Genomic DNA, 16,657 nt, shown 5'->3' on the forward strand with positions numbered 1-16,657 from the left:
ATGGGAGATTTAACAGAAGAATTAGTTCCACTACCCCAATCATTTTATGAGCAGCCTACTCTTGAACTGGCAAAGGCACTGTTGGGATGCCTCCTTGTTAAGGAAACGAATGAAGGGCTAGCGGCAGGGTATATTGTCGAAACAGAGGCTTATAAGGGTCCTGGTGACAGGGCGGCTCATAGCTATAATAATAGAAGGACCGCAAGAACTGAGATTATGTTTCATCGTTCTGGTCTAACTTATACCTATTTAATGCACACACACTGTCTTTTCAATGTAGTGAGCGGGGGAGAAGAAAAACCTGAAGCTGTTTTGGTCCGCGCTTTGGAACCTGCTTTTGGAATAGAGCTAATGAAAATCAGGAGGGGGAGTGAAGTTGAAACAAACCTAACCAACGGCCCTGGCAAACTGACAAAATCATTAGGTATTACAATGGAGGACTATGGCCATGCCCTCACGTACCCACCATTATTTATTTCCAAAGGCTTCAAAACGGATAGCATATCAGCGGGGAAAAGGATTGGCATTGATAAATCGGGTGAGGCAAGGGATTATCCATGGCGGTTCTGGGTAACTAATAATCCCCATGTTTCAAGGCATCAAAAATCTGATTATGTAATTAAATAGGACTTAACCCGGCGGTTAAGTCCCTATCAGAAATGGTTTCGTTTAGTTATTAAAATAGGCTTGCAGCCAATTCTACATTCCTTTCCTTTTTTTTTAAAATTTATCGAAAAGGATTAATTATTTAATCCCTTTAGCTTCGATTATTTACAAGTATGAAGTTTTTTTAAAATAAAACCTTCTTAACACCCCCTTATGATGAAAATGGAATGGTTCCGATCACCTGGACCAATAAAATCTAATGCGGCAGGAGAAAATACGATAACTTTTCTCTTAACGCCCTCCAAATGGGTTCGGATTGGTTCAATTACTGCGAGTTCCTGAAAGATACCGACTCCAGAGAAAATCCTTTTTTTGGCTCTCCATCCCGATCCAATCTTAGTTGATTTACTTACTGCAGAAGTGGAGGCAGGAGTGATAGATTCTTTCTTATCCTTAGTGAATACCTGCTCTTGTTTAAGAACTTCCTCTTCTGTCGAAGCGACAATACCGATTTCACGGTTATTGACCATTAAGACGAAGTGATAACCTGTTTCGGATTTCTTTTGGACAATTTCTACTTCATCCGTTATGATCGTGACAAAGTCAACGGATTCTTTTGTATGTGAGTCTTGAGAGTTTTCCTTCTGCTTAATGACTCGATAAGAGGCCTTTGCTCCAATTCCTTCATCTGTGAAATCAAACGGTTTTATACTTTGTGTTCGCACAAAGTAAAGCTGCTGAACCTTTTCAAGGCTGTCTAATTGGACACATAAAGCAAAATCTTCTTTCACCGCCTTCCCCTCTGTCGTGGAGAGCATTGGGACATTCATTTTCATTCTCGGAAATTGAACGAAGATGTAGCTGAAGTTTTTCTTAGGCTGTAGATCCGAAAGTCTCATAAACTCACAACCTTTCCGTTTTGTTACAAGGTTCTTTTCCCTGTTAGAGTATAATTCCATATTGATCTTCTCATTCCTGTTAAGGTATGAAGAGTTTTCATCGTCACTTTCTTATGAAATGCGAGGGTTCCTCCTATTTGTTGAGTAATTATGAGGAAATCTACTAGCGAATCATGGAAAGGATAAAAATTTCCTTCTTAAAACGACAATTTATAGACTATTCAATTAATTATGTATACAATAAGCTTTATATATAATCGCTTTAGCCAAATAAAATACTATTGGTTCAGTTCCAAAATAAATGAAACTTTACTAAATACTTGGAGGAAACTATGAACTTTGTAAGCACACGCGGTAATGTTAGTAAAATTGGTTTTATTGATACAGTCTTAATGGGACTGGCAAATGATGGGGGACTATTAGTTCCAGAAAAAATTCCACAGATTCCTGCAGCTAAGCTGGACGAAATGGCTTCATTATCCTATCAAGAATTAGCATACGAAATTTTTTCCTATTATGTGGATGGTGAAATTCCAGACAATGAGCTAAAAGCATTAATTGATACAAGCTATGCGTCCTTTCGTAACGTAGAGGTAACACCTGTTAAAAAGCTGAAGGAAAATATGTATGTGCTAGAACTATTTCATGGTCCCACTTTTGCTTTTAAAGATATTGCTTTGCAATTCTTAGGAAATTTGTATTCCTATGTTTCAAAGAAGACAGGCGAAACCATTCATATTCTCGGTGCAACTTCAGGAGATACGGGAGCATCAGCGATTGAGGGTGTCAGAGGAAAAGAAGGTATTCGCATTTGTATTCTGCACCCCCATGGTAAAGTCAGCAAGGTACAAGAATTGCAAATGACCACGGTTGATGATAAAAGTGTGTTGAATTTGGCTATTAATGGAACGTTTGATGATGGTCAAAGAATCATCAAAGAATTGTTTGCAGATGTAGATCTGAAAAACAAATATCATCTGCGTGCCATTAATTCGATTAACTTTGTTCGAATTTTAGCCCAGACCGTTTATTATTTTTACGCGTATTTTCAAGTGAAAAAGGAAAAAGAAATAAAAAACATTAATTTTAGTGTGCCAACGGGAAATTTCGGTGATATATTTGCGGGATATCTTGCAAAGAAAATGGGCCTGCCGGTTGGTAAATTAATTGTTGCGACGAACGAAAATAATATTTTAGAAGGGTTTATTCAAGAAGGAGTGTATGAGCCGGGTGAATTCCGCACTACCTATAGCCCTTCAATGGATATCCAAGTGGCAAGTAATTTTGAGCGCTATTTGTACTACTTGCTTGGGGAAAATTCCAAGGCAGTGTCAAACTTAATGGAAAAATTTAAGTTAGAAGGAAAAATAATTGTGAGCGAAGAGTTGCTCCAACAGGTTCAAAAGGATTTTGCTGCTCATGGGGTAGAAGGGGAAGAATGCTTGCAAACCATTAAGGAGTACTATGATGAGACAGGCTATTTATTAGACCCGCATACGGCTTGTGGGGTGGCGGCCTATGAAATTTGTAATAATCCGGATGAAGTGTGTGTGACACTAGCTACCGCTCATCCTGCAAAATTCAATGAATCAATCGAGCGTTGTGGAATCCAGCAGACATTCCCTGAACAAATCAGTCAGCTGTTTGATCAACCACAGTTTGTAAAAGTAGTTGAGGCAGAAAATGATGAAATCATTCTCCACCTTGAAAAGCTCTTTAGTCTTTCAGCTAATTAATAGGATAAAAAGAGCTGTCTCATCCCAATGAGACAGCTCTTTTTATGGAGAGTAATTACGTTAAAAAGGTTTTTCAAATTTTCTCATCCAATACTCAGCAGCTAAAAAAATAAAGTCTTTAGCAATCCTGCTTAAATAGCTGCCTTTTTTATAACTAGCATATAGGTCCCATACTGGTTTTTGAATGATTGAAAAATAAGAAACATTGGAACTGTGCTCGGCATAAGAAATTGGAAAGACGGAACAGCAAATGCCTTCAGCAACCATTTTATATAAGTTGTGACAACTTCTCGTTTCTAAAAGTATATGTGGACTGAGGTTTTCTTCGATAATAAGCTGATCATAGATTTCGCGCAGTGTTGAACCCTTTTGCATAATAGCAAAGGAATCATTCTCAAAACGTCTTAGACTTATGGAAGGAAGTTGTGCGCCCAAATTCCCCCCTAAATATGCTAGCGGATGAGTTTTAGGAATTCCCAATATGATTTCTTCAGAACATATACGGAAATATTCATCATTCGTTTTTTGGAAATCTTGTAGAGTTACGAAACCAAGATCAAGATTTCCCATTGAAATTTCAGTTTGCTGTTGTTTAACGGCCATTTCCATCGGCTCTATTTTTATCTTTGGATATTTTTTATAAAAAGCAGGATAAATAGCAGCAAACATTTCAGGGCCACGTTCTGGTGTCAATCCGATGGATAATGTTCCTTTTTTTATATCAATTAAATCATTAATTTCGTTGTAGGTATCTTTTTTAATCCGGACCATTTTTTTTGCGTTTTCCATATAAATCTTACCTGCTTCGGTTAAATGCCAATTACTTCGCGAACGAACGAAAAGTTGTGTTCCGAGTTCACTTTCAAGCTTTAATAGTTGCTGGTTTAATGCCGACTGCGTAATAAAAAGTTTTTCAGCAGCCTTTGTTATATTATTTTCTTCTGCTATTTTAATCATATTTTCCAGCTGTTTTAAGTCCATATTAGCAAGAATTCCTCTCTTAACTCTTAATTTTTTTAAGAGAAATCTAAAATATAAAACTTTTACTTTATTATGCTCTCAGCTTACAATTTTTTTGAATAGAGAACAAGTACTGAGGAGGAAGAACCTTGGGATTAAAACATTTTATTAAAATGAATGAAAATGATAATGTTGCCATTACTGTAAATGCTATTGTCTCGGGAACCACCATCATGGGGGATATTACGGCCAATCAGGATATTCCACAAGGACACAAAATTGCTCTACGTGATCTGGAGGAGGGCGAAGCAATCATCCGTTATGGCGTGATACTAGGTTATGCTTTGCATGCAATCAAAAAGGGAGATTGGATCAATGAGCATATGCTCGAACTTCCAACTCCACCATCATTAGATGAAATGGAATTTGCCACAAATTTGGTAACGGATTTACCTCAACCACCTGTTCGGACGTTCATGGGCTATCGTAATCCAAATGGGCCATTCGCCGGAACTAGAAACATTTTAGGAATCGTTACAACCGTTCAATGTGTCACGGGCATATTAAATAATGCAGTCAAGAAGATGAAGGAAGAACTTCTTCCTCATTATCCAAATGTAGATGATGTAGTAGCCATTAATCATGCTTACGGATGTGGCGTCGCTATAAATGCGCCAGAAGCCCAAATTCCTATCCGAATGCTCCGAAATATGGTGAAACATCCTAATTTTGGCGGAGAGACGATGGTGATCTCTTTGGGATGTGAAAAACTAACGTTAGAAATGCTGCTAGATGAAACCGATATTTCTCCTGATAATATTGTCGTTTTACAAAACGTTAAAGGCCATGATGCCATAATTGCAGAAATTATGAAAATGGCAGATACCAAACTCAAAAAATTAAATCAAAGAAAGCGTGTCGAACTATCTCTTTCAGAATTATGTATTGGTTTGCAGTGCGGTGGAAGTGATGCTTTTTCAGGTGTGACTGCGAATCCCGCTGCCGGTTATGCAGCAGATATGTTGGTCCATGCTGGTGCTACGGTCATGTTTTCTGAAGTAACGGAAGTACGTGATGGTGTTCATATTATTGGAGAACGTTGTGTTAACGAGGAAGTGGGGAAAAAATTAGCATCGGAAATGAAATGGTATGACAAGTATCTTGAAAATGGCCAAGTTGATCGCTCCGCCAATCCTACCCCAGGGAATAAGAAGGGCGGATTATCAAATATAGTCGAAAAAGCAATGGGCTCCATTGCGAAGTCGGGAACATCGCCCATTGTTGAAGTTCTCTCTCCGGGGGAAAGGCCAACGAAAAAGGGTATGATCTTTGCGGCTACACCAGCAAGTGATTTTGTCTGCGGTTCTTGTCAATTGTCTAGTGGAATGACACTTCAGGTATTTATGACAGGGCGTGGTACTCCATATGGATTAGCTGTTGCACCTGTTATTAAAGTTTGTTCGAGAAACGATATGAAAGATATGTGGGAAGACTTAATCGATGTAAATGCAGGGCCGATTGCAACAGGAGAAGCAACAATCAAAGAGATTGGAACCCTGCTATTCAACGAAATTATCGATGTCGCAAGTGGACGTAAACAATGTTTGGCAGAGAAATATCAGCTTCATAATGATTTTACCCTATTTAATCCAGCGCCGATAACCTGATAGTTTGTTAGAAAGCAGGATACCGATAAAAGCTAGGACCTCAATATTCATGTTGGAGGTCTTTTTTTTTATCTATAAATATGAAAAATCAAATCTGTAACATATTTGTAAATAAATAGAAATATTTTGTATAATGGTAATTAGTCAACTATAAGGGGGATTTGAATGAAGGTATTTTTATTACTATTATCATTAGTGGTGTTTTTAGCTTTCCTTGGCTATAACCTGTTTGCTCCAAAGCAAAAAATAGCTAAAATTCACATTCAAATGATCAGTCTAGGGTTTTATCTTGTTTTAACCTTTGGGATGCTATTTCTCTATCAGAAACATTTTACAAAAGATGTAAGCGCTTTAAAAGGAGTGGAGACGCAGACTAAAAAAGTAGAAAAAAAGGCAATAGAGGAAAAGCCTAAAGAGGATGAAAAAACGACCACAGATACACAGCCCATAACACAGGAACCTGTGGAAGAAGAACGAATTGAAATTGTTAATGGGCCTCCAAGTGCAGTAAAAGGGCCAAGCCATCCAAAATATAAAATGGATGTTTCTTATGACTCTAGTAATCATGTAATAAACGGAACTATGAGTGTCGATTTTACCAATAATTTAGATGTAGATTTGCCTAATTTGTATTTTAATGTCTGGGGAAATGCAAATGTCTATTTAGCGAAAAATCAAAACGAACAGGTTGTCAGGGTTGAACAAATGAAGGTAAATGGGCAGCCTGTAAATTATGAGCTTAAAGGGACATCACTACATATTCCAGATGTACTGATAAAGAAGAAAGAAACCGCAAAGGTGGAAATGACTTTCTCCGTTACCCTTCCTGAAGTTCAAGATCGCTTTGGCTGGAATAAATCCACAACTTCTTTAGGGAACTGGTTTCCCATCCTAGCTGTTTATGATGATGAAGGCTGGAACGTCGATCCATTTTATCCAAATGGCGAATCTTTTTATTCTTTATCAGGAGATTTTGATGTTACGTTTACGACCGAAAAGGAACAGGTGATTGCCGCTACCGGAACGGAAGTGGGGGAACCAAGCATAAATGGTGCATTATCGACTCATCATTATCAAGCAGCCAATGTACGCGACTTTGCCATGGAATTAGATCCTAATTATAAGGTAAAACAAACAAAGGCAGGCAATGTGAATATTAATGTCTATTATAAAGAGGAAGATTCTAAATATGTAGACTCGATGATCAATGCAGGGTCCAAAAGTATTTCGTTATTCAGTGAGAAGTTTGGACAATACCCATGGCCAGAGCTCGATATTTGTGCTATGGAAGGCTGGTTTGGTGGGATGGAGTATCCACAGCTTGTTATGATTACTATTCTTCCCGATAATCAAACATCTGGGGTAGACACATCGAGTTTTTGCTGTTGACCAACAATAACAGAAGAGCGTAACTAAGAATAGGTCATTGAGAATTCTCAATGACCTATTCGATTGTAATAATTTATGATTAGGACTTTCATAGAAGGGTTGTACAATTTACAACTTCCTTATTTAAGTTTAATATAGAGTGATAGAAATATTAATGAACAATTTGCTCCAACAAAATAAAACGGAAAAAGTAGATTTTAAATTGCTAGATTTGACAAATTGAAGAAATACTATTAAAATTTTAAATTATTCAACAATATTAGTTTTGTGTTAAGATATTATAGTGGTTTATCTTTTAAAACGATCACTGTAGTACTTCTTAGAAAATTACATACTTAGCAAGCTATGATGGCTATGGTTCAAACTATAGCTGGAGCAGCTTCTGGAGAGAACGCAGGGTATCCTGCGGCGCCGAAGGGTTCACAATCTCAGGCAAAAGGACAGAAGAGTACGAGTGTTATTTTGTTATTCTTATAAAAGAGTAGATGATAATATTTGTTATTCTAATGACCGGTGAGATTGGATGATATCCAATCTTTTTTTTATTGATTTTAAACTTTGTTCATAAATTCACAAATGAAACAAAGGAGAAAATAACTAAATAGGGGGAACTAAAATGGCACAACAAGAATTAAAAAGAGACCTAAAAAATCGGCATGTTCAACTCATCGCGATTGGTGGAACGATTGGTACAGGTTTATTTTTAGGCTCAGGAAAAGCAATTCAGTTAGCCGGCCCTTCGATTATTTTTGCTTATTTGATCGTTGGGATTGCCTGCTTCTTTGTTATGAGGGCCATGGGGGAACTTCTATTATCGAAGAAAGGTTATCAATCCTTTACTGATTTTGCTGTAGACTATATTGGACCTTGGGCTGGTTATATAACAGGATGGACGTATTGGTTCTGTTGGATTATGACCGCAATGGCAGATATTATCGCGGTTGGCGTATATGTTCAATATTGGTTTGATATTCCGCAATGGGTACCAGCAATCGTTTGTTTGGTTTTGTTATTGGGACTAAATTTAATGACGGTAAAACTTTTCGGAGAATTAGAATTTTGGTTTGCTTTAATTAAAGTGATCACCATCCTCGCCTTGATCATAATCGGGATTGTTTTGCTAGTGGTTGGATTTCATACAAAGGCAGGTACTGTGACGGTTAAAAATATTTGGGGATATGGCGGCCTGTTTCCAAATGGAATTTCAGGTTTTCTTCTTTCATTCCAATTGGTTGTGTTTGCCTTTGTGGGTGTTGAATTGGTTGGAGTATCTGCCGCAGAAACGTCAAATCCACAAAAAAATATTCCATCAGCCATTAATAAAATACCTTTAAGAATTCTATTTTTCTATGTCGGTGCACTTATTATTCTTTTATGTATTAATCCATGGACGCAGTTAAATGCAGCCAACAGTCCATTTGTAAAGACGTTCAGCTTAGTGGGCATTCCAATTGCCGCAGGGATAATTAATTTTGTTGTCTTAACATCTGCAGCTTCTGCTTGTAACAGCGGATTATTTTCAACAAGCCGAATCCTGTTTAATTTAAGCAGTCATGAACAAGGACCGGCTAACTTTGCAAAATTAAATAAAAATCATGTACCAAGTAATGCCTTACTTGTATCCGCATTAGTTTTATCTGTTGGAGCCTTGTTAAGTAAGTTAATACCAGAACAAGCCTTTGGGATCGTAACAACGATCAGTGCGATTTGTTTTATTTGGGTTTGGAGTATTATTTTGATTTGCCACTTGCGATATAGAAAATTACGACCGGATTTACAAAAAAAGTCGACATTTAAAGCCCCGTTTACCCCATTTATTAATTATGTGGTTTTAACGTTATTTGCTATGATTCTAGTGATTATGCTTTTTGCTGAAGCAACACGAACAGCTTTATTAATGACTCCATTATGGTTTATTGTTTTATTTATCTTTTATTCATTTAAAAGGAAAAAAATTAAGGGGAAGAATTTCCGTATAAATGCCCCAGTTCGGGATTAGAGCACCCTTTTTGTAGAATAAAAATAGGTCATTGAGAAATCTCAATGACTTATTTTATCACCCCGTAGGAAGCAAATAGTTTATTTAGCCTATGAATTAATAAACTCTTGTGCTCCATGCTTTACTCATAAAATTAATGAAGGAGAATAAATATCAAAAGGGTGAGTATTTTTCTGGGAGGGAAAAAAGAATGAATGGAGTCTTTGAGAGGACAGCAAGATTTGAGCATCGATTTTGGCTTCAAATTTTAGGGGATCATTCCAGGTTTATTTATGAAGCGTTAGCACCGGTTCAAAAAAAGGAGATAGAACAGGCCTCGCAATTTATTCAGGTATTTGATACACTCTTGGACCATGCAAATTCAACAGATTTGATGCAGTTAACAGAACAAGCTCACATTGAAGTGATAAAATTACGTGAATATAAATTAGAATTATTAAGAAAACATCTTATTGGGAAAATCAAAATACACTTATCACCAACCTTCATTAATCATATGGTAAATGAATTGGAGGAATATGTAAGAATCCTCAACCATTTAAAAGCTGGGCAAGTCCCGCCTGTCTATCATGAACTTCACCATCATTTATTATGGTTATTAGATGCAGCGGGTCATTCAGATGCAATTTCTGCCAATTTAGACGGTGTTGAAAAACAGTTAAAGGTGAAAAGTAATGCCTTTACGAAGAATTTTGAAGCATTTTACTTAAAGGCAGTAGAACTTGCTGGTTATTTAAGAACCAATTTGACTACGTTTCCAGCCTTAGAAAAAATGAACGTTGACAGTCAGTTGGAAATTAAATTATTTCAAAATTTTTTAGAGGAAATAGAAGAGCTTAGGCTAAGTCATAAGGCATTGGGAACATTTGCCCCATTAATGGCAGATCATATGTACCGGGAAGAATGTTATTATTTAATGAAATTAGCAGAATCAACGAATCTTGAAATGCCAAACTGCGACCCTGCAAAACCACGGCTTAAGGAATGAAAAATGAATTAGATTGAAGAGGGGCAGAATAAATAAATCTGCCTCTTTTTGGTATCCATTATCTGATTTTTATGGATATTTATGTCATTAGGTGTACCTTCTCAATTGAGAAGGTATGCTAAAGTATCTGTTTTTCTCCAAAAGTATTGCCTTCTGTAAAGCGCCGGATTACAATCCATTTCGGTACATTAAATGAAGGAGAGAAACGATACTTGAAATTAAACGAAAATGAAAGATTAAGTATATATAATGGCCTTGCTTCTACCGTCTCAACCAATGCAGTCAATGGCTATATTCCCCTGTTTGCACTAAGTGTTTTAGGGGCAACCAACCAGCAGATGGGTTTGATTACATCGCTTCCATCCATAATAGGGATGCTGGCACTGATTCCAGGTACAATCTGGCTAAATCGGGCCCATAGCAAAAAAACTTTTACCGTCATGTCTACATTTATTACTAGGCTTCTATTCATGCTCATTATGTTTGTTCCGTTTTTATCAGATACTTATTCTGCCTGGGTTCTGGTTGGATTAATCGCCCTTTTAAATTTTCCAGGGGCACTATCCGGATTATCTTGGCAAACTTTAATTGGTGACCTTGTTCCTGAGAATAGAAGGGGAGAGTTTTTTAGTACACGGAACCGGCTGTCAACGTTTACAGCGATGGGGATTACTTTTTTAACAGGTTTTTTCCTGCAGCAATTTAACAAGAACAATCCGTTTCCATACCAGGTCTTATTTGCTCTTGGATTCGTATTTGCTATTATTGAAGTCTACTATTTATGGAAACATAAAGAAAAGGATGCAATAGTTCTAAAGGAAAACTTCGTGATAAAAGAGAAGAAGAAAAATCTTTCTTTAGAGGTTTTTAAGAATAAACCGTTTGTATCGTTTATGATTTGTGCACTCCTGTTTAACTTTGGGGCACAAATGGGATGGTCTATATTCAGTATTTATCATATAAGGGAAGCGCATGCTACCGCCTTATGGTTCAGTCTATTTTCCGTCACCAATCAATTCGCACAAATTATCAGTATCAAGTGGTGGGCAAAAGCAGCAGACCGTTGGGGGAATACCATAGTATTGTTTGTGGCTGCTTGCGGTATGGCAACTGCACCGGCTTTGACCATATTATCTACTAGTCTCATTTATATAACCTTGATTAATCTATGGATCGGCCTGTTTGTTTCAGGTACAAACCTGCTCTTATTTAACCAGTTGTTAAAGGTTTCTCCTGAGCTAAACAGAACAACTTACATTGCCAACTATAACTTTTTATTATCGATAATTGGCTTTGTGGCACCTCAGTTCGGCGTTTACCTGTTGAATTTGCTGGGGATGAATTCGGCTATGGTTACAACTTCAATCGTTCGGTTTTTAGTGGGCTGTTCGTTCCTCATCGTAGCATTGAAATGGGAACGGAAACCTAAACCAAAACCAGCTTATTAAACCTGAAATGAAGTGCCGATATATAAATGAAATAAAGCCCACACTTATATTATTGAAGTGCGGGCTTTGTTAATAATAGATGCGCAAGCTATTAATTTTGCTGAACTAAACGCACAAGCATATGTGCTAGTTTGTGCTGTTCTTCCTCAGTACCCACTTTCCAAAGCTCCTGCAATAATCGTTCCTCTGAATTCTTAGGAGACTGTTTTTCGGCGAGGTAGCTGGCTACTTTCTGAGCAGAGTTCGCTAATTGCTCCTCATCCATTCCAAGTTTTTCACCTAAATTCACTTTCCCGCTTAGGTATTCTCTGAAATCATCAAAACTGGTTAAAGAATCACCGTTCTTATAAATCTGGTTTTCTATTTCTTGTTCATTTAACTGTTTTTCCATGATGATCACTCCTTTTCTACTTTTGTTTAATGTGTATAGCTTATAGCTTCCCTGTCCGCTTTAGGATAAAACCTTAATAAACTAGAAATATGTTAAGAGAGGAAATTTGAGGTTTTAAATTCATAAGAACAATGGACGCGTAACTTTTCATAAGCTATTGTATTAATGAATGAGGGTGTTCAGATGAGAATGATAAGACAATTACTACCACAAACTATGATCGGTCAAGCGTGGACCGGCCGGCATATTGTATTACTTCACTGTACAAATAATAATCAGTTCATAAATCTTTATAAAAGTTTCCACGCACCCATTGAACCACCACGTAACAATTGTGCCGAGACACTATCACAATTACTTAGTATCGGGTACAAAATTATGGCCATTACACCCATCACATCCAATCAAATTCAATATTTCTTGGTACTTTGATGGTGAATTCAGAGAATGTTAAGCCGTTGGGGCAATATCATCAGCAACATACAATTTTCTTATAGAGTGATTTAATTTTGGGCGATGGGGTGAGATCGTAATGAAGTTCGAGCGGCAAAAAGCGATAATGCTGGCTGAAAATATAAATGGTTTTATTAACTATGTTCAGAAAAATCATGAGAATAAAAACAGCTTTAGGTTTAATTCGGATAAATTGTATCAAATTAAACTGCTGATTGAGGAGTATAAGTTTCAAATCCTTGCTGATGAATTGCTAAGAATTAATCAGTATGATTGGGATGAAACATACACCTATTATTTAGTTGATCGTTTTAAAGCGGGAATGGATATTATTGAGGAATACATTAAAAATCATTATCCTGATTTATATCTTTTAACCGCACGGCTGCACACCCTAAGGAATTTAAGTGAATTGTTTAGCAAGTACCAACCAAACTAACAAGGCAGGATTCCCCTTATTGAATAAAAAAATTGTAGAAAGAACAACTATTTTGGAAATGAAAAGTGTGTTAGGAATTCCAAATAAAAGGGAAAAGATTAGTAACAGTATAATTTTGATTTCTAGGTAAGTTAAATTGATGTGTAATGGGCCTTTCAATCCAAATAATTATTAATGGAGGGATAAAATTGAGAATCAATAAACCTGAATGGCAATCACTGAGCAAGGAAACAAAAATGAAGCTGATCCGTTTGGCGATTTTGGAAAATTCACTCAAGTATTCTTCGCCATTAATAATTACACGGCAGCAGGGGGCATAAAGCGATAAATCAAACATAAAAAATACCTAACACATGAGAGTTAGGTATTTTTTTTTGATTTAGTAAGAGAGAACTTAGCCACTATATTTAAAGATGGTGTTAGGCACCTATCTTTTTCAATAATGCGCGACAGCTACTATCTAGCTCCTTTTTTCTAATCAACAAACTTTTTGTACTTGAAAAGTAGTGAAAGTAAAGACATCTCTTCCTTCTAAGGATATTATAATGGTAGATTAATGAAAAGTAGAAGTAATTGAGACATAAATAAGGAGGAGTTTGTTTTGAAATTTGATAAAGTGCGCTGGGGTATTGTTGGTTGTGGTGATGTAACGGAAGTCAAGAGTGGACCAGCCTTTCAAAAAATAGAAAATTCAGAGCTGGTTGCGGTCATGCGTCGCACGGGAGAACTTGCGAAAGATTATGCTGAACGGCACCAGGTGCCAAAATGGTTCGATGATGGTGATGCGCTTATTAACGATCCCGATGTCGATGCTGTCTATATTGCCACACCACCAGAATCCCATAAAGAATATACCCTAAAAGCTGCCAAAGCAGGAAAACCAGTTTATGTCGAAAAACCAATGGCTCGAACTATAGAAGAATGCCAAGAGATGATTGCTGCATGCGAGGAAGCCGGAGTTCCGTTATATGTGGCCTATTATCGCAGGGCGCAGCCGAGGTTTTTAAAAATAAAAGAGCTTTTGGAAAATCATGCTATAGGGGACATTCGGTTTGTATCTGTAACACAGTATCAAAAAGCTACGGATGATGTGTTGGACCCCCAGCACCTACCTTGGCGCGTCCAACCTGAATTGGCAGGTGGTGGGTTATTTTTCGATTTAGCCAGTCATACGCTGGACATGCTCGACTTTTTGCTCGGACCGATTAAGGATGTCCAAGGCTTCGCGTCTAATCAAGCAGGTTATTACCCTGCGGAAGATATCGTGACAGGTACATATTTATTTGAATCAGGGATTCATGGTGTAGGTAATTGGTTTTTTACAGCTTTTGAGAATGTCGATGTTAATGAAATTGTGGGCAGCAAAGGGAAAATTACTTTTTCAACTTTTGGAAACGAACCCATCCTTTTGACAACTGCTAGTGGAACGGAGCAGTGGAGTTTTGATCGGCCGGAACACGTTCATCAACCCCTTTTAGAGACAGTTGTAGCGGAATTAACCGGTAATGGAGGGAAGTGTCCAAGCAACGGTGTGTCAGGAGCGAGAACCAACTGGGTCATGGGTGAAATGGTGAAACATTATTATCTTGCTAAATAGGCTGGGAAAATGGTAGCCGGAATGTTTTTGGAAAAATAGTTTATAATTTTTTTAAGGCGGTGGTTACTATTTTTTACTCAATTATTTTATTTGTCCTTGCGGGATTAGCAGAAATTGGCGGAGGCTATTTAATTTGGCTGTGGTTGAGAGAGGCCCATTCTATTTGGTATGGTTTAATTGGGGCTCTAATATTGGTCGTTTATGGAGTGATCCCTACCTTTCAAAACTTCCCAAGCTTTGGTCGTGTTTATGCGGCCTATGGGGGAGTGTTTATCATTTTATCAGTACTGTGGGGATGGGGAATTGATAAAAAGACACCTGATACATATGACTTTATTGGCTCAGTTATTTGTTTAATTGGCGTATCTATTATGTTGCTGGCACCAAGACATTAGAAGTAAACCGAACAGAGTTTTTTCATACAATTCAAATGTCAAAACACTTATATAAATAATCGAGTTAAAATAACTTGTATATACAAGTGTATTAAATGTATCCGTTGTCAAATACATTTGAAAGCAGGCGATAAAATGAAAACTGAAAAAGAAAAAATGTTGGCTGGAGAAATGTACAATCCTGCTGACCCAATACTATTAAAAGATCGAGAGGAAGCAAGACGCCAGACTAGAATATATAATCACACATTAGAAACTGAAGGAGAAAAACGGACTGCCTTATTAAAGGAATTACTCGGTTCAACCGGGGAAAATATATATATGGAACCAAATATACGTTTTGATTATGGTTATAACACACACGTAGGTGAAAACTTTTATGCTAACTTTGACTGTACTATTTTAGATGTTTGTGAAGTGAGATTTGGGGATAATTGTTTGCTTGCACCTGGAGTACAAATCTATACAGCAACCCATCCACTTCATCCAACTGAACGTAATTCAGGTGTTGAATATGCCAAACCGATTACAATTGGAAACAATGTATGGATTGGAGGAAGTGCAGTCATCAACCCGGGAGTAACGGTAGGAGACAATGTTGTAGTTGCATCAGGTGCAGTTGTTACTAAGGATGTACCTGATAATGTTGTGGTTGGCGGGAACCCGGCAGCAATCATTAAACAAATCGAATTATAAAAAAATAAACGCCAAGTAAAGGCGTTTATTTTTTTATTCGAATGTGCTGTCCGTCTTATTACTTAATGCTTTAGCATTTGGGTCCACACTATTTCCACCATAATCAGGAATGTTACTTGCATGTTCTTGATGATAGGCTGTTCCTGAGCCTTCCGTACTATTTACGGCATTGTTGGTCCGCTGCTTAGATTGTTGTTGATCTGACATAAATATCGCCTCCAAAAGTCCATTAAAAAAATATTAGCAGTCGTGATGTTTATTTAAATGCAAGGGTGGCGGAATCAGCCAGCCTTTTTCTTTATTTAACCGAAGGACTTTTGCACCAAGTGCAGCCTTTTGCATATGGAATTGACCATACATCATCGCTATGTCTTCTCTAATCGACATGCCAATTACCCCGCTGCATGCCACTAGACCAGCCGCAATATCAGTAGAAATAGTTGCGGCAATCGCTGGATCCGGAATTCTAGCACCAATTGGGATTTCTTCTAAGCATGCTTCTGGCGGGTCAGGTAATGCTGGCGGCAGTCCAATCCCATTTTCTTTTAATATTTCTTCGATTTGTTTTCTTTGTTGTTCGCCAAGTTCAATAGCTTCTATTAGAATCTTTTTTAAATCATCATCACCAGCATGATTTAACATGGTTTTATAACCAGCAATCATACTATTACCGGCTAATTGTGAAGCCCAGATATCAAAGACCTCGCCATAATGTAAAGGTTCGTCTTTAGGATTTCCACTTAAGATACCCATTTTTACCCTCCTTAATGTCGTTGAAAATTTATTCAATATGGAAGTGCCTCCTTTCTTGAAGCACGCATATAGTTTTCCAACAACATCAAGAAATCATTCTAAAAAAAGAAGAACGAATAGCTTTTTCACAATTCGTTCATTGATTGTTCATAATTACCTGTTATGATAGATGTTAGGGAAAATGGTTCTAATCTCATATTTAAAAGTGCCTGTTAGTTTGTCATAATAGTGTGCTAGAAGG

At 37.3% G+C, this 16,657-nt stretch carries 18 protein-coding genes and 1 riboswitch; of the genes, 13 read left to right on the plus strand and 5 right to left on the minus strand.

The genetic code is table 11. The annotated features are described in order from the left end of the window. On the plus strand, nucleotides 1-627 hold the full coding sequence (locus AC4E8C_RS09555; protein ID WP_490211872.1) for a DNA-3-methyladenine glycosylase: 627 nt from the start codon (nucleotides 1-3) through the stop codon (nucleotides 625-627). Nucleotides 628-806: 179 nt separating this feature from the next. Here AC4E8C_RS09555 and AC4E8C_RS09560 read toward each other — a convergent pair whose 3' ends face one another. Beyond that, nucleotides 807-1,505, minus strand: coding sequence for a hypothetical protein (locus tag AC4E8C_RS09560; RefSeq protein WP_490211873.1), 699 nt, complete (start codon nucleotides 1,503-1,505; stop codon nucleotides 807-809). 332 nt (nucleotides 1,506-1,837) lie between these two features. On the opposite strand from AC4E8C_RS09560, the gene thrC reads away from it, so the two are divergent. Beyond that, nucleotides 1,838-3,241: a threonine synthase gene (gene thrC / locus AC4E8C_RS09565; RefSeq protein ID WP_490211874.1), complete on the plus strand. Its 1,404-nt coding sequence runs from the start codon at nucleotides 1,838-1,840 to the stop codon at nucleotides 3,239-3,241. 60 nt (nucleotides 3,242-3,301) lie between these two features. On the opposite strand, the gene AC4E8C_RS09570 is transcribed toward thrC, so the two are convergent. Continuing rightward, nucleotides 3,302-4,222: a LysR family transcriptional regulator gene (locus AC4E8C_RS09570; RefSeq protein WP_490211875.1), complete on the minus strand. Its 921-nt coding sequence runs from the start codon at nucleotides 4,220-4,222 to the stop codon at nucleotides 3,302-3,304. Nucleotides 4,223-4,374: 152 nt separating this feature from the next. Here AC4E8C_RS09570 and garD point away from each other — a divergent pair, with 152 nt between their 5' ends. From garD to AC4E8C_RS09595, 5 genes are all read left to right on the plus strand, one after another. Then, the gene (gene garD / locus AC4E8C_RS09575) at nucleotides 4,375-5,868 is read left to right on the plus strand and encodes a galactarate dehydratase (RefSeq protein WP_490212517.1); all 1,494 of its coding nucleotides are present in this window, start codon (nucleotides 4,375-4,377) and stop codon (nucleotides 5,866-5,868) included. Between the two features lie 165 nt (nucleotides 5,869-6,033). After that, a complete protein-coding gene (locus tag AC4E8C_RS09580) occupies nucleotides 6,034-7,257 on the plus strand; it encodes a M1 family metallopeptidase (RefSeq protein ID WP_490211876.1) in 1,224 nt (407 codons plus the stop codon). A 372-nt stretch (nucleotides 7,258-7,629) separates the two neighbouring features. Then, nucleotides 7,630-7,711: riboswitch (glycine riboswitch) on the plus strand. Nucleotides 7,712-7,873: 162 nt separating this feature from the next. After that, nucleotides 7,874-9,256: an amino acid permease gene (locus tag AC4E8C_RS09585; protein WP_490211877.1), complete on the plus strand. Its 1,383-nt coding sequence runs from the start codon at nucleotides 7,874-7,876 to the stop codon at nucleotides 9,254-9,256. Between the two features lie 190 nt (nucleotides 9,257-9,446). Next, nucleotides 9,447-10,244: a DUF2935 domain-containing protein gene (locus tag AC4E8C_RS09590; RefSeq protein ID WP_490211878.1), complete on the plus strand. Its 798-nt coding sequence runs from the start codon at nucleotides 9,447-9,449 to the stop codon at nucleotides 10,242-10,244. A gap of 212 nt (nucleotides 10,245-10,456) precedes the next feature. After that, nucleotides 10,457-11,692 (plus strand): MFS transporter, encoded by a 1,236-nt coding sequence (locus AC4E8C_RS09595; RefSeq protein WP_490211879.1) that lies wholly within the window; start codon nucleotides 10,457-10,459, stop codon nucleotides 11,690-11,692. A 91-nt stretch (nucleotides 11,693-11,783) separates the two neighbouring features. On the opposite strand, the gene AC4E8C_RS09600 is transcribed toward AC4E8C_RS09595, so the two are convergent. Next, nucleotides 11,784-12,083, minus strand: a complete 300-nt coding sequence (locus AC4E8C_RS09600) for a DUF3243 domain-containing protein (protein WP_490211880.1) — start codon at nucleotides 12,081-12,083, stop codon at nucleotides 11,784-11,786. 183 nt (nucleotides 12,084-12,266) lie between these two features. On the opposite strand from AC4E8C_RS09600, the gene AC4E8C_RS09605 reads away from it, so the two are divergent. The 6 genes from AC4E8C_RS09605 (at nucleotide 12,267) to AC4E8C_RS09630 (ending at nucleotide 15,663) form a co-directional block, all read left to right on the plus strand. Next, a complete protein-coding gene (locus AC4E8C_RS09605; RefSeq protein WP_490211881.1) occupies nucleotides 12,267-12,515 on the plus strand; it encodes a hypothetical protein in 249 nt (82 codons plus the stop codon). A 100-nt stretch (nucleotides 12,516-12,615) separates the two neighbouring features. Continuing rightward, complete coding sequence (locus AC4E8C_RS09610) at nucleotides 12,616-12,975, plus strand: hypothetical protein (protein ID WP_490211882.1); 360 nt, start codon at nucleotides 12,616-12,618, stop codon at nucleotides 12,973-12,975. Between the two features lie 188 nt (nucleotides 12,976-13,163). After that, nucleotides 13,164-13,295, plus strand: coding sequence for a hypothetical protein (locus AC4E8C_RS09615; protein WP_490211883.1), 132 nt, complete (start codon nucleotides 13,164-13,166; stop codon nucleotides 13,293-13,295). 281 nt (nucleotides 13,296-13,576) lie between these two features. Beyond that, nucleotides 13,577-14,572 (plus strand): Gfo/Idh/MocA family protein, encoded by a 996-nt coding sequence (locus AC4E8C_RS09620; RefSeq protein ID WP_490211884.1) that lies wholly within the window; start codon nucleotides 13,577-13,579, stop codon nucleotides 14,570-14,572. 68 nt (nucleotides 14,573-14,640) lie between these two features. Then, a complete protein-coding gene (locus AC4E8C_RS09625; RefSeq protein WP_490212518.1) occupies nucleotides 14,641-14,967 on the plus strand; it encodes a YnfA family protein in 327 nt (108 codons plus the stop codon). A gap of 135 nt (nucleotides 14,968-15,102) precedes the next feature. Continuing rightward, nucleotides 15,103-15,663: a sugar O-acetyltransferase gene (locus AC4E8C_RS09630; protein ID WP_490211885.1), complete on the plus strand. Its 561-nt coding sequence runs from the start codon at nucleotides 15,103-15,105 to the stop codon at nucleotides 15,661-15,663. Nucleotides 15,664-15,696: 33 nt separating this feature from the next. Here AC4E8C_RS09630 and AC4E8C_RS09635 read toward each other — a convergent pair whose 3' ends face one another. Further along, nucleotides 15,697-15,870, minus strand: a complete 174-nt coding sequence (locus AC4E8C_RS09635; protein ID WP_490211886.1) for a hypothetical protein — start codon at nucleotides 15,868-15,870, stop codon at nucleotides 15,697-15,699. A 33-nt stretch (nucleotides 15,871-15,903) separates the two neighbouring features. Further along, nucleotides 15,904-16,416 carry a DUF3231 family protein gene (locus AC4E8C_RS09640; protein ID WP_490211887.1) on the minus strand — a complete coding sequence of 171 codons (513 nt, stop codon included), beginning with the start codon at nucleotides 16,414-16,416 and terminating at the stop codon, nucleotides 15,904-15,906. Nucleotides 16,417-16,657 lie beyond the last annotated feature (241 nt).

Source organism: Neobacillus sp. SRL179 (assembly GCF_984799095.1).

Excerpts from the sequence above, each read along its gene's own strand:
- AC4E8C_RS09590 (WP_490211878.1), top strand. The coding sequence starts at position 9,447 with ATGAATGGAGTCTTTGAGAGGACAGCAAGATTTGAGCATCGATTTTGG.
- AC4E8C_RS09640 (WP_490211887.1), bottom strand. The coding sequence starts at position 16,416 with ATGGGTATCTTAAGTGGAAATCCTAAAGACGAACCTTTACATTATGGC.
- AC4E8C_RS09600 (WP_490211880.1), bottom strand. The coding sequence starts at position 12,083 with ATGGAAAAACAGTTAAATGAACAAGAAATAGAAAACCAGATTTATAAG.
- AC4E8C_RS09570 (WP_490211875.1), bottom strand. The coding sequence starts at position 4,222 with ATGGACTTAAAACAGCTGGAAAATATGATTAAAATAGCAGAAGAAAAT.
- AC4E8C_RS09555 (WP_490211872.1), top strand. The coding sequence starts at position 1 with ATGGGAGATTTAACAGAAGAATTAGTTCCACTACCCCAATCATTTTAT.
- AC4E8C_RS09605 (WP_490211881.1), top strand. The coding sequence starts at position 12,267 with ATGAGAATGATAAGACAATTACTACCACAAACTATGATCGGTCAAGCG.
- AC4E8C_RS09635 (WP_490211886.1), bottom strand. The coding sequence starts at position 15,870 with ATGTCAGATCAACAACAATCTAAGCAGCGGACCAACAATGCCGTAAAT.
- garD (WP_490212517.1), top strand. The coding sequence starts at position 4,375 with ATGAATGAAAATGATAATGTTGCCATTACTGTAAATGCTATTGTCTCG.
- thrC (WP_490211874.1), top strand. The coding sequence starts at position 1,838 with ATGAACTTTGTAAGCACACGCGGTAATGTTAGTAAAATTGGTTTTATT.
- AC4E8C_RS09630 (WP_490211885.1), top strand. The coding sequence starts at position 15,103 with ATGAAAACTGAAAAAGAAAAAATGTTGGCTGGAGAAATGTACAATCCT.
- AC4E8C_RS09560 (WP_490211873.1), bottom strand. The coding sequence starts at position 1,505 with ATGAGACTTTCGGATCTACAGCCTAAGAAAAACTTCAGCTACATCTTC.
- AC4E8C_RS09610 (WP_490211882.1), top strand. The coding sequence starts at position 12,616 with ATGAAGTTCGAGCGGCAAAAAGCGATAATGCTGGCTGAAAATATAAAT.
- AC4E8C_RS09580 (WP_490211876.1), top strand. The coding sequence starts at position 6,034 with ATGAAGGTATTTTTATTACTATTATCATTAGTGGTGTTTTTAGCTTTC.
- AC4E8C_RS09585 (WP_490211877.1), top strand. The coding sequence starts at position 7,874 with ATGGCACAACAAGAATTAAAAAGAGACCTAAAAAATCGGCATGTTCAA.